Source organism: Micromonospora sp. NPDC023869, from assembly GCF_055559695.1.
Map to the genome: position 1 here is coordinate 1 of NZ_JBVHKD010000015.1, position 11833 is coordinate 11833.

Genomic DNA, 11833 nt, shown 5'->3' on the forward strand with positions numbered 1-11833 from the left:
CGCGGGTTGCGGCGGCGGGCGGGCGCTTGAGGCGGCCGGTCTTCGTTACAACGACGTCCGGCCGCCGAGAATTCCACCACCAAGCAGTGAATAGCAGACAAATAGCCCATATCTGGCCCCTGGTGGAACGGGTCCGGGCGGGCTCACCGGAGGTGGGTGGATTTGTTGCTGCCATAGCGACAACAAATCCACCCACCTCCTCGCTTTCCCCCGGGGCCGCGCGTCGAGATGTTAAGAGGGGACCCCTGCTTGCACGCCGGCCCGGCGGCAGGGGGGTGGGTGCAAGGAGGGGTCCCCTACTAACGCCTGGTGTATAGGAAGGGTCCCTTCCTTGCATGCGGCCGCGAGCTGCTGGAGCGGCAGTCGGGGTGGGTGGTGGCGGTGACGGGGGTCACAATGAATACGGATCGGTCCCGTATCGGAATGGGTCGGCCTAGGCTCGGGGTGATTACGGTACTCAGCCGTATCGAAATGTGAAGGGTGTCGGGGCATGCAGCCGAACGAGAACACCGGACACCCGAGGCGGTGGGCGATCCTCGCAGTGCTGGTCATCAGCCTGCTCGTCGTCGTCCTGGACAACACGATCCTCAACGTCGCCCTGCGTACGCTGGCCGATCCGGTGCACGGGCTCGGGGCCACCCAGGGCGAACTGGAGTGGTCGATCAACTCGTACACGCTGGTCTTCGCCGGGTTGCTGTTCACCTTCGGCGTGTGGGGTGACCGGGCCGGTCGACGGCGGATGCTGCTGGTCGGGCTGGTCCTCTTCGGACTGGCCTCGCTGCTCTCCGCGTACGCGCAGAACCCGGGCCAACTGATCGCGGCCCGCGCGCTGATGGGGGTCGGTGGCGCGGCCATCATGCCGGCGACGCTGTCGATCATCTCCAACGTCTTCGACCCGAGGGAGCGGGGCCGGGCCATCGGCATCTGGGCCGGTGCGGTGGGGCTGGCGGTGGCGATCGGCCCGGTGCTCGGCGGGTTGCTGCTGGAGCACTTCTGGTGGGGCTCGGTCTTCCTGATCAACGTGCCGGTGACGGCGTTCGGCGTGGTCCTGGTGGCGCTGCTGGTGCCCGAGTCGCGGGATCCGGCGCCGGGACGCGTCGACGTGGTCGGTGTCCTGCTCTCGGTGGTCGGTCTGGTGACCCTGACGTACGGCATCATCGACGGCGGTGAGCACGGCTTCGGTCGCCCACTGGTCTGGGCCACGATCCTCGGCGGCCTGGCGGTGCTGGCCTGGTTCGTCGCGTACGAGCGGCGCAGCAGCCACCCGTCACTGGACGTACGCCTGTTCCGGGTGCCGCGTTTCGCCGCGCCGGTGGCGATGATCGGGCTGGTCTTCTTCGCCGCCATGGGCGTGATGTTCTTCAGCTCGTTCTATCTGCAACTGGTACGCGGCTACAGCCCGTTGCAGACCGGCCTGCTCTTCCTGCCGTTCGCGGTGGCCCAACTGGTGTTCGCGCCCCGCAGCGCCACCATGGTCCGCCGGTATGGCGCGCGGGCCGTCTCGGCGGTGGGACTGCTGCTGACCACGGTGTCGCTGGGCGCGTTCGCCTTCGTCGACGCCACCACGCCGATCTGGGTGGTGCTGGTCGTCTTCTTCCTCCAGGGCACCGGGATGGCGAACATCATGCCGCCGGCCACCGAGTCGATCATGTCGGCGCTGCCCCGGGAGAAGGCGGGCGTCGGCTCCGCCGTCAGCAACACCATCCGCCAGGTGGCCGCCGCGCTCGGGGTCGCGGTGATCGGCTCGGTGCTGGCTGCCGGGTACCGCACCGGCATCGCCCCGGTGGTGGCCGACCTGCCGGCCGAGGCGCGGACGGCGGCCGGCGAGTCGATCTCCGGCGCGTACGGCGTGGCGGGTCAACTCGGACCGGCGGCGCCGCAGGTGATCGCGGCGGCCGACGACGCCTTCGTCTCGGCCATGCACCTGTCGGCGGTGCTGGCCGCGCTGGTCGCGGCGGCCGGTGTCGCGGTGGCGCTGCGGTGGATGCCGGGCCGGGCCGATGCCGCAGCGCCGGCACCGGTCGGCGAGCCCGAGTTGGCCGGTACGCCCTGATGTCAGGAACAATGCCGGCATGACGAGCAGCACGGACGCACCGCGACCGCCCGGGCGGCCGCGGAGCGTCCGCGCGGACGAGGCCATCGTCGAGGCGACCCTCGATCTGCTGGCGGAGGGCAGCACGATCGAGGCGATCTCGGTGGAGGCGATCGCGGCCCGGGCCGGCGTCGGCAAGGCCACCATCTACCGCCGGTGGCCGGGCAAGAACGCGTTGCTGAGCGACGCCCTGCGCACGCTCAAGGGCGACCCGCCGCAGCCGACCGGTCGGTCCGTCCGGGACGACCTGATCACCCTGGTCAGCGCCATCGGGGACCACATCGACCCGCGGGCCGCGAAGATCATGCCGTGTCTGGTGCCGGTGGTGAAACGAGACCCCGAGCAGTACGCGCTCTACCAGAACATCATCGAGCCGCGCCGGGCGGTGATGCGGGAGGTGCTGCGGCGGGGCGTACGCGACGGTGAACTCCGCGCCGACCTCGACGTGGAGGTGACGATGGCGATGCTCACCGGCCCGATGCTCATCCAGCGGGTGATGAACTGGAACCCGGACCTCGACACGACGACTCTCCCGGTGAAGGTCGTCGACCAGGTGCTGGAGGGCATCACCGCCCGTTGAGGCGGACGGGACACGACCGCGACCACGGCACGGTGTCGGGACGGACGCGCCCGGCACGGGCGGGACGCGCAAGAGCACGCCACGGCGGTACGAGAGACGGGCTCACGACCCGCCGCAACGCCCGTGACCTGCGCGGATCGGTGTGAGCTGATGTCGGGCACCGGGGCGTTCGGGGGCGGCCTAGACTACGGGCGTCCCGCGGCGGTCGGGACGACTACCGCGGTCTCCGGAGGTCTCCTTGTCGACGCCCATCACCACCACCCTGGCCCTCGGCCCGGACTGGCTCGATCCGGAGTGGTTGATCTCGACCTTCGGGTTGATCGGCATCCTGGTGATCGTCTTCGCCGAGTCGGGCCTGCTGATCGGGTTCTTCCTGCCGGGTGACTCGCTGCTGTTCACCACCGGCCTGCTGGTCGCCGACGGCCAGTACCTCAAGTATCCGCTGTGGCTGGTGTGCCTGCTCATCACCATCGCCGCCATCGCCGGCGACCAGGTGGGCTACCTCTTCGGCCGCAAGGTCGGCCCGGCGCTGTTCCGCCGCCCGAACTCGCGTCTGTTCAAGCAGGAGAACCTGCTCAAGGCGCACGAGTTCTTCGAGAAGTACGGTGCCCGGTCGATCGTGCTGGCGCGCTTCGTGCCGATCGTGCGGACGTTCACCCCGATCGTCGCCGGGGTGAGCCGGATGAACTACCGCACCTTCGTCATCTACAACGTGGTGGGCGGCATCCTCTGGGGCACCGGCGTGACGGTGCTCGGCTACTTCCTCGGCCAGATCCCGTTCGTCAAGACGAACATCGAGTTCATCCTGATCGCCATCGTGGGGCTGTCCGTGCTGCCGATCGTGTTCGAGCTGCTGCGGGCGCGGATGGCCGCCAAGCGGGGCGTCACCCCGCAGGAGCGCGCGGCGGCCGAGGAGGCGATCCGCGAGACCCGGGAGCACTACGGCAAGCACTGATCGTGGCTCGCGGTCGTCGGCGCGCGTACGCCCGCGACCGCTGGCGGTGACCCGGGCGCCGTCGTCCGGGTCACACCGGCCGCCGGAGATGTTGGCGCTGGTGGCCCCGCCCCATAGGGTTCGATCATGCAGACGTCGGCGGCCGAGATCGACCAGCCCCGCCGGGACGTCGGGCGCATCGTGGACATGCTCCTGTGGGGTGCGACCGCACTCGGCGCGATGCTCGCGGCGCTGGCACATCTCACCGGTGCGGCGCCGGTCCTGCGCTTCTTCGTCGCGCTGGTCGCGATCACCCTCGCCTCGGCGGTGCTCGGACGGTCGCTGGACCAGCTCGGTGGCCGGATGCGTCCGGCCGCCATCGGCACCTTCCAGGCCGTGGTCGGCAACCTGCCCGAGCTGATCATCTGCATCTTCGCGCTCCGCGCCGGCCTGGTGGCCGTGGTGCAGGCCGCGTTGATCGGGTCGGTGCTCAACCTGCTGTTGCTGGGCAACGGACTGTCCTACCTGGCCGGTGGGCTGCGCAACGGCACGATGAGCATCGACGGCCGGCACGCCAAGGTCACCCGGGTCATGCTCGTGCTGCTGATGGCCACCCTGATCACCCCGGCGATCGCGGTCAACCTCGGCACTCCCGCCGCCGAACACACCAGTGCGGTCTCCTACGTGGTGGCGATCGCCCTGCTCACCGTGTTCGTGGTGTCCCTGCCGTTCCGCCTCGGCAAGGACGCCGACGCGCCGCCGCCGGTGCACAACGGGGCCGGCGAGGCCAAGGTGGGCACCTGGCCGCTGCCGCGCGTCCTGCTGCTGGTGGCCGTGGCCGGACTGCTCATCGCGTTCGAGGCGGACTGGCTGATGGACGCCCTGCTGCCGGCGACCGAGGCGATGAACCTCAACGCCGCCTTCGTCGGCCTCTTCCTGGTGGCCACCGTCGGCAACCTGTCGCAGCTCGCCCCGGCGGTGCAGCTCAGCCTGCGCGGCGACGCCGACACCGCCACCGCGATCACCATGGAGGGCGCGCTCCAGGTCGCGTTGATGCTGGCCCCGGTGCTCATGCTGATCGCACCGCTGCTCGGCGCCGGTGAGTTCACGCTGATCTTCCCGCCGTTGCAGATCGTCGCGGTCATCGTGGCGGCCCTGCTCGTCGTCTTCGTGACCATCGACGGCACGGTCAACCACCTGGAAGGGCTGGCGCTGGTGGCGCTCTACACCGTGCTCGGCTCGCTGTTCTGGTGGGGCTGAGACCGGTTCGGGTGAGTGTGGGCGGACGATGCGGCCCAGGTGGCGCGGCGGGGCGAGCGGGCGCCGGGCGTGTCCCGGAGCACGGCTCGCAGACGGCATCGGTAGGGTGTCGAACACACGTACTGGCCGGTGGCCGGGGGAGGAGGCGGCGTGCGGGTGCTCGGCGTCGACCCGGGGTTGACCCGATGTGGGGTCGGCGTGGTCGAGGGGATGCCCGGCAGGCCCTGCACGCTGATCGCCTACTACGTCGTCTACACCGATCCCGGTGACGAGCTGCCGGCGCGCCTGCTGCACCTGGACCGTTCGCTGACCGACCTGGTCGCCGAGCACCGGCCGGACAGTGTGGCCGTGGAGCGGGTGTTCAGCCAGCACAACGTGCGTACGGTGATGGGCACCGCGCAGGCCAGCGGGATCGCCGTACTCGCCGGTGCGCGCGCCGGACTGCCGGTGCAGACGTACACCCCGAGCGAGGTGAAGGCGGCGGTGACCGGCTCCGGGAAGGCGGACAAGGCGCAGATCACGGCGATGGTCACCCGACTGTTGCGGCTGCCCGAGCCGCCGCGCCCGGCCGACGCCGCGGACGCCCTCGCGCTGGCCATCTGCCACGTGTGGCGGGGCGGCACCCGGTCCAAACTGGCCGTCGCGGCGGACCGGGCGAGACGAGGAGGAGCGAGATGATCGCCAGTGTGCGCGGCGTGGTGACCGCGACCGGCCCGGCCCACGCGGTGATCGAGGTGGGCGGGGTCGGCCTGGCCGTGCAGTGCGCCCCCGGCACCATCGCCGACCTGCGGGTGGGCCAGTCGGCCCGGTTGGCCACCAGCCTGGTGGTACGGGAGGACTCGCTCACCCTCTACGGCTTCGCCGACGACGACGCGAGGGCGCTGTTCGAGCTGCTCCAGACCGCGAGCGGGGTGGGGCCGCGCCTGGCCCAGGCGGTGCTCGCCGTGCACACCCCCGACGCGGTACGCAAGGCGATCGCCAACGCCGACACGGGCGCGCTGACCCGCGTACCCGGGATCGGCAAGAAGGGTGCCGAGCGCCTCGTGCTGGAGTTGCGCGACCGGATCGGCCCGGTGGCCGTCGGTGCCGACGGCGCGGCCGGGGTGACCGGCGGGGCCTGGCCGGAGCAGGTCCGCCAGGCGCTGATCGGGCTCGGCTGGACGGCCGGTCAGGCCGACCAGGCGGTCACCGCCGTCGCGGAGACCGTCGACGGGCCCACGCCGCCGGTGCCGGTGCTGCTCAAGCAGGCGATCCGGCTGCTGGGCCGGTCCCGGTGACCGCGCCCGACGGCGGGCTGGTCTCGGCGTACGTCAGCGAGGCGGAGCGGGACGCGGAGGTCAGCGTCCGGCCGAAGCGGCTGGACGAGTTCATCGCCCAGCACCGCGTCCGCGACCAGCTCGACCTGCTGTTGCAGGGTGCGATGCGGCGCGGCTCGCCACCGGACCACATCCTGCTCTCCGGGCCGCCCGGCCTCGGCAAGACCACCCTGGCCAACATCGTCGCCGCGGAGCTGGGCACCGGCATCCGGGTGACCAGCGGCCCGGCGATCGAGCGTTCGGGCGACCTGGCCGCGATCCTGACCAGCCTCGCCGAGGGCGATGTGCTCTTCATCGACGAGGTGCACCGGATCGCGCGGCCGGCCGAGGAGCTGCTCTACAGCGCGATGGAGGACTTCCGGGTCGACGTGGTGGTGGGCAAGGGACCCGGCGCCACCGCCATCCCGCTCGACGTCGAGCCGTTCACCCTGGTCGGCGCGACCACCCGGGCCGGGCTGCTGACCAGCCCGATGCGGGACCGCTTCGGCTTCGTGGCCCACCTCGACTTCTACGCCCCCGCCGAGCTGGAGCTGCTGCTGCACCGCTCGGCCCGGATCCTCGGCGTGCCGATCACCGACGACGGTGCGGTGGAGATCGCCGGCCGGTCGCGGGGGACCCCCCGGATCGCCAACCGCCTGCTGCGCCGGGTGCGCGACTTCGCCGAGGTACGCGCCGACGGGGTGGTCACCGTCGAGACCGCCCGCGCGGCGCTGACCGTGTACGACGTGGACGCGCTCGGCCTGGACCGGCTCGACCGGGCGGTGCTGACCGCCCTGGTGGACTCGTTCCGGGGTGGCCCGGTCGGCCTGTCGACCCTGGCCGTGGCGGTGGGGGAGCAGCCGGACACGGTGGAGGAGGTCTGCGAGCCGTTCCTGGTGCGGGCCGGCCTGCTGGCCCGTACGCCGCGCGGCCGGGTGGCGACCGATGCCGCCTGGCACCACCTGGGACGTAACCCCCCGAATGGTACATTTGGGGGCGAGGCTCCTGCCGTGCCCGACTTGTTCTCCGTGGACAGCGACCAGCCGTGATCTGTTCGTGATCTGTGCCGCATTCGGCGTTCCCAGATAGAGCGACTAGACTCGCCGCGGTCCGCACAGGATGTGAAAATCCGCCTCCGCTCTGGTGCCAGCACCGTGACGGAGGCCAATGGGAAGGTCTACAACCGTGCTCTACGCAGCAGAAGGCGGAGGAGCGGCGGGCTTCACGCCGATCCTCATGATCGCGCTGCTCTTCGGCGTCATGTACTTCATGATGATCCGCCCGCAGCAGAAGCGCCGCCGTGAGGCCGAGGCGATGCAGACTGGCCTCTCCGCCGGCGACGAGGTGGTCACCATCGGCGGGCTCTACGGCACGGTGACCGGCGTCGAGGACGACAGCGTCCTGCTCGAGATCGCTCCCGGAGTGCAGACCCGCTACGCCCGCCCGGCGATCGCCCGGGTGGTCACCAAGGCGGAGCGACCGATCGAGTCGCCCGTCGAGGAGAGCGACACCGTCAAGGACTGAACACCGCCCACCCGGTCGACCGCCGCGCGGCGGTCATCACGCCCGGGTGGGAGCCGCCCGCACGCGTCCCCGCGCGGGCGGTCGCCGCACGTGGCGCGAGTGCGACAACTGGATAGATGGCCGACGCCGGGCGTCGGTGCTCCGGCTCGGCCGGTCCACGCGCCCGCGTCGGCCACCCGAGGCGGCGGCACCGGCCCGGGCGCCGTCGGAAGGCAGACCGTGGGCCGGGCAGCCGGCCGACCCGCCGCCGCGCCCGCGGCGGCGCGACCGTACAGGGAGACAGGACAGCCGTGGCACCACCTCAGGGACAGATGCGCCCGGGACGGCAGTTGGCCGTACTCGGGGCCATCTTCGTCGTCCTCTATCTTTTGGTGTTCTTCTCGGCCGGCGCCAGCGGGGGCTGGAAGGATCGGCTCGAGCCTCGTCTCGGTCTTGACCTGGTCGGTGGTACCCGGCTGACGCTGGAGGCCACCAACACCCTCGACGGTCGGGCCCCGACGGCGGAGAACCTCGAGAAGGCCCGCCAGATCATCGAGAACCGGGTCAACGCGTACGGCGTGGCCGAGGCCGAGGTGATCACCGAGGGCGACCGCAACATCGTCATCTCCCTGCCCGGCGAGAACCGCGACCTCACCGAGGTCGGCAGCGCCGCCGAGCTGCGCTTCCGCAAGGTGCTGAAGATCGCCGACGGCAGCGGCACGGTCCGCACGCCGGCGCCGACCCCGACCGGGGCCGTCGAGCCGACGCCGTCCGGCGACGCCGCCGCGAGCCCGTCGCCCACGCCCGAGGCCGAGGTCAACTCCTCGCCGTCGGCCGGCGGCCAGGGCGGTAGCGCGCCGACCCCGACGCCCACCGAGTCGCCCGCCGCGACCCCCTCGCCGTCCCCGAGCGCGGACGAGGACGTGCCGCAGAGCGTCGAGGAGCAGCGGCAGGCCGTCGAGCAAAAGGTCGGCGCCGAGGCGTGGGCCGCCGCCAGCGGCCTCCAGGCCCCGGCGGACCTGGCCGCCGACCCGTCGCTGGCCGAGAAGCTCGCGCCCTTCGCCGAGCTGTCCGGCCGCGAGGCCGCGGTGCTGCCGACGCAGATGCAGTTCAACGTGCCGACCATCAGCTGCCTCCAGCTCGACGACCGTCCGCCGGCCTCGATCTCCGACCCGGAGCAGCAGGCGGTCTCCTGCGAGGCCGGTTCCATCAAGAACCTGCTGGACGTGGCGAAGGTGCTCGGCACCGACGTCAGCAGCGCCACCGCGGTGCGCGACCAGACCAGCCAGTGGGTGGTCAGCCTGGACTTCACCCGCAGCGGCGGGGACAAGTGGACCGCGCTGACCCGCGAGGCGTTCAACAACGAGGGCCAGGCCTGCGACGCCTCCGCGCTCGGTGACGAGGGCCGGTGCCGGGTCGCGGTGGTGCTGGACAACCAGATCATCTCGTCGCCGCAGATCCAGGGCGTGCTCGTCGGCAGCTCGCAGATCACCGGCAACTTCACCAACGCCGAGGCCAGCGAGCTGGCCGGCTACCTCAGCTACGGCGCGCTGCCGGTCACCTTCGAGCCGCAGGAGCAGCAGAACGTCACCGCCACGCTGGGCGCCAGCCACCTGCGGGCCGGTCTGCTCGCGGCCGGCATCGGCATGCTGCTGGTCATCATCTACTCGTTCTTCTACTACCGCCTGCTCGGCTCGGTCATCTTCCTGAGCCTGGTCGCGTCGGCGCTGCTGCTCTTCGGTGCCATGGTGTTCCTCGGCCGGCAGATCGGCTTCACGCTCACCCTCGCCGGCATCGCCGGCATCATCGTCTCGCTCGGTGTGGCGGCGGACTCGTTCGTCATCTACTTCGAACGGCTCAAGGACGAGATCCGCGAGGGCCGCAGCCCGCGCAGCGCGGTGCCCCGAGCCTGGATCCGGGCCCGCCGGACGATCATCTCGGCGAACGCCATCACGATCCTGTCGGCGGTGGTGCTCTACATCGTCTCGGTCGGCACGGTGAAGGGCTTCGCCTTCGCCCTCGGCCTCGCGACGGTGCTCGACCTGCTCGTGGTGTTCCTGTTCCGACACCCGATCATGACGATGCTCGCCAGCACCAAGGCGTTCCTGTCCCCGCGGGTCAGCGGGCTCGGCCGGGTGCTGCCCGCCCGCTCGACGCCGACCCAGCCTCGCAACCAGCGCGCCAAGGAGGCGTGACATGTCCGCTGAGAACGGTCTGGCAGCTCGCCTCTATCGGGGTGAGGCCGGCCTCAACATCGTCGGCAAGCGCAAGATGTGGTTCACCGTCGCCGCGGTGCTGGCGACGATCGCGCTGGCCAGCGTCATCTTCAACGGGTTCAAGCTCGGCATCGAGTTCGCCGGCGGCAACTCGTTCCAGATCCCGACCAGCGTCGGCACGCTCCAGGACGCCGAGACGGCCACGCAGAGTGCACTGTCGGCCCAGGGCGGCACGGTGGTCACCGCGCAGCAGGTCGGCGGTGGCAGCGGCAACTTCTACGAGCTGCGCACCACCGAGCTGGACGGCGAGCAGGTCCAGGCGGTCAAGACCACCCTGGGCCAGCAGTTCAACATCGATCCCGAGTCGATCAGCAGCAACCGGGTCAGCGAGGCGTGGGGCAGCCAGGTGACCAACCGGGCGTTGCTCGGTCTGGTCATCTTCCTCGCGCTGGTCACCGTCTACCTGGTCCTGCGCTTCGAGCTGAAGATGGCCATCGCGGCGATCTTCTCGCTGGTGATGAACCTGATCCTCACCGCCGGCCTCTACTCGATCGTCGGCTTCGAGGTCACGCCCTCGACGATCGTCGGATTCCTCACCATCCTGGGCTTCGCCCTGTACGACGTGGTGGTGGTCTTCGACAAGGTGCAGGAGAACACCAGAGGTATCACCGCGAACAACAACCAGACGTACGGCGAGGCGGCCAACCTGGCCGTCAACCAGAGCCTGATGCGGTCGATCAACACCTCGGTGGTCGCCCTGCTCCCGGTCGGCGGCATCCTGTTCATCGGTGCCGGCCTGCTCGGCGCGGGCACCCTGAAGGACCTCGGTCTGGTGCTGTTCGTCGGTATGGCGATGGCCTTCGTCACCTCGATCACCCTGGCCACGCCGCTGCTGGTCGTGCTCAAGAACCGTGACCCGCGGATCGACGCGCACAACAAGCGGGTCCAGGCCCGTCGGGCCGGGATCACCAAGGGCGAGACGTCCGCCAAGGGCTCCCGCAAGGCGGAGTCGACCGAGGCGGTCGAGACGGACGAGGAGCCGGTGGCCGCCGAGACGGGTGCCGCCCTGGCCGGCGCCGCCGCGCCGAAGGTGGGCGCGCGTCCGGCCGGCAAGCGCTCCGGTGGGGCCCGTGGCGGCCGCCCCGGCGGCGGGGGCGGTAACCGCCCGGGTGGCGCCAAACGGCGCTGACCGGGCCGGGACGGACCCGGTAGGGACGAACACGACGGCGTCCTGCATGCTGTGCGAACAGCGTGCAGGGCGCCGTTGTCTGGTGGAAGGGGACGGGAACCGTCGTGACGGAGACCCACAGCACCGCGGTACGCGGCGACAGCGGCCCGGAGACCGCCCGGCTGGTGGCCAGCCGGGTGCTGGACGTGCCCGACTTCCCGAAGCCGGGCGTCATGTTCAAGGACCTGATGCCGCTCTTCGCCGACGGTGAGACCTTCCGGACGGTGATCGACGGGATCGTCGCGCACCACGGGCGGGACTCCTTCGACACCGTGGTCGGCATCGAGGCGCGTGGCTTCGTGGTCGCCGCCGCGATCGCGTACGCGACCGGGGTCGGTGTGGTGCCGGTGCGCAAGGCCGGCAAGTTGCCCCGTCCCGCGTACGCGGCCTCGTACGAGCTGGAGTACGGCGAGGCGACGCTGGAGGTGCACCAGGACGCGTTCACCGCGGGGCACCGGGTGCTGGTGGTCGACGACGTACTCGCCACCGGCGGCACCGCTGCCGCAACGCTCGACCTGGTGGAACGGGCCGGTGGCACGGTCGCCGGATTCACCGTGCTGCTGGAGCTCTCGTTCCTGGGTGGGCGGGCGAAACTGGCGCCGCGTCCCGTCCATGCCCTGCTGACCGTTTGAACCGACCCGCCCCCGGCGACCGAGGCGGCACGGTACGTCCGGCGGAGCGGCAGGGCACCGTCGGTACGGGTAGCATTGCCCATTGCTGACCGG

General features: G+C 71.2%; 11 protein-coding genes. All 11 read left to right on the forward strand.

Annotated features, from left to right (window positions below; genetic code table 11):
- Positions 1 to 490 precede the first annotated feature (490 nt).
- The 11 genes from ACZ31C_RS28675 to ACZ31C_RS28725 all read left to right on the forward strand — a co-directional run bounded on the left by ACZ31C_RS28675 (position 491) and on the right by ACZ31C_RS28725 (position 11740).
- Positions 491 to 2053: an MFS transporter gene (locus ACZ31C_RS28675; protein WP_465797951.1), complete on the forward strand. Its 1563-nt coding sequence runs from the start codon at positions 491 to 493 to the stop codon at positions 2051 to 2053.
- Positions 2054 to 2072: 19 nt separating this feature from the next.
- Positions 2073 to 2672 (forward strand): TetR/AcrR family transcriptional regulator, encoded by a 600-nt coding sequence (locus ACZ31C_RS28680; protein WP_465797952.1) that lies wholly within the window; start codon positions 2073 to 2075, stop codon positions 2670 to 2672.
- Between the two features lie 238 nt (positions 2673 to 2910).
- Complete coding sequence (locus ACZ31C_RS28685; RefSeq protein ID WP_465797953.1) at positions 2911 to 3627, forward strand: DedA family protein; 717 nt, start codon at positions 2911 to 2913, stop codon at positions 3625 to 3627.
- Positions 3628 to 3753: 126 nt separating this feature from the next.
- Complete coding sequence (locus ACZ31C_RS28690; RefSeq protein WP_396751308.1) at positions 3754 to 4866, forward strand: sodium:proton exchanger; 1113 nt, start codon at positions 3754 to 3756, stop codon at positions 4864 to 4866.
- Between the two features lie 150 nt (positions 4867 to 5016).
- Positions 5017 to 5544 (forward strand): crossover junction endodeoxyribonuclease RuvC, encoded by a 528-nt coding sequence (gene ruvC, locus ACZ31C_RS28695; RefSeq protein WP_465797954.1) that lies wholly within the window; start codon positions 5017 to 5019, stop codon positions 5542 to 5544.
- Positions 5541 to 6143: a Holliday junction branch migration protein RuvA gene (ruvA, locus tag ACZ31C_RS28700; protein ID WP_131057678.1), complete on the forward strand. Its 603-nt coding sequence runs from the start codon at positions 5541 to 5543 to the stop codon at positions 6141 to 6143. The genes ruvC and ruvA overlap by 4 nt, the downstream gene beginning before the upstream one ends.
- Positions 6140 to 7210 (forward strand): Holliday junction branch migration DNA helicase RuvB, encoded by a 1071-nt coding sequence (gene ruvB / locus ACZ31C_RS28705; RefSeq protein WP_350695039.1) that lies wholly within the window; start codon positions 6140 to 6142, stop codon positions 7208 to 7210. Before ruvA ends, ruvB begins: the two co-directional genes overlap by 4 nt.
- A gap of 136 nt (positions 7211 to 7346) precedes the next feature.
- Entirely contained in the window at positions 7347 to 7685 is a 339-nt protein-coding gene (gene yajC / locus ACZ31C_RS28710) for a preprotein translocase subunit YajC (RefSeq protein WP_396751312.1), read from the forward strand.
- 290 nt (positions 7686 to 7975) lie between these two features.
- On the forward strand, positions 7976 to 9859 hold the full coding sequence (secD, locus tag ACZ31C_RS28715) for a protein translocase subunit SecD (RefSeq protein WP_465797955.1): 1884 nt from the start codon (positions 7976 to 7978) through the stop codon (positions 9857 to 9859).
- A gap of 1 nt (position 9860) precedes the next feature.
- Positions 9861 to 11069 (forward strand): protein translocase subunit SecF, encoded by a 1209-nt coding sequence (gene secF, locus ACZ31C_RS28720; protein WP_465797956.1) that lies wholly within the window; start codon positions 9861 to 9863, stop codon positions 11067 to 11069.
- Positions 11070 to 11173: 104 nt separating this feature from the next.
- A complete protein-coding gene (locus ACZ31C_RS28725; RefSeq protein ID WP_350695032.1) occupies positions 11174 to 11740 on the forward strand; it encodes an adenine phosphoribosyltransferase in 567 nt (188 codons plus the stop codon).
- Positions 11741 to 11833 lie beyond the last annotated feature (93 nt).

What these genes read in the sequence shown, in the direction of transcription:
- secF (WP_465797956.1), top strand. Translation starts at nt 9,861, where the DNA reads ATGTCCGCTGAGAACGGTCTGGCAGCTCGCCTCTATCGGGGTGAGGCC.
- ruvA (WP_131057678.1), top strand. Translation starts at nt 5,541, where the DNA reads ATGATCGCCAGTGTGCGCGGCGTGGTGACCGCGACCGGCCCGGCCCAC.
- ACZ31C_RS28675 (WP_465797951.1), top strand. Translation starts at nt 491, where the DNA reads ATGCAGCCGAACGAGAACACCGGACACCCGAGGCGGTGGGCGATCCTC.
- ACZ31C_RS28680 (WP_465797952.1), top strand. Translation starts at nt 2,073, where the DNA reads ATGACGAGCAGCACGGACGCACCGCGACCGCCCGGGCGGCCGCGGAGC.
- ACZ31C_RS28690 (WP_396751308.1), top strand. Translation starts at nt 3,754, where the DNA reads ATGCAGACGTCGGCGGCCGAGATCGACCAGCCCCGCCGGGACGTCGGG.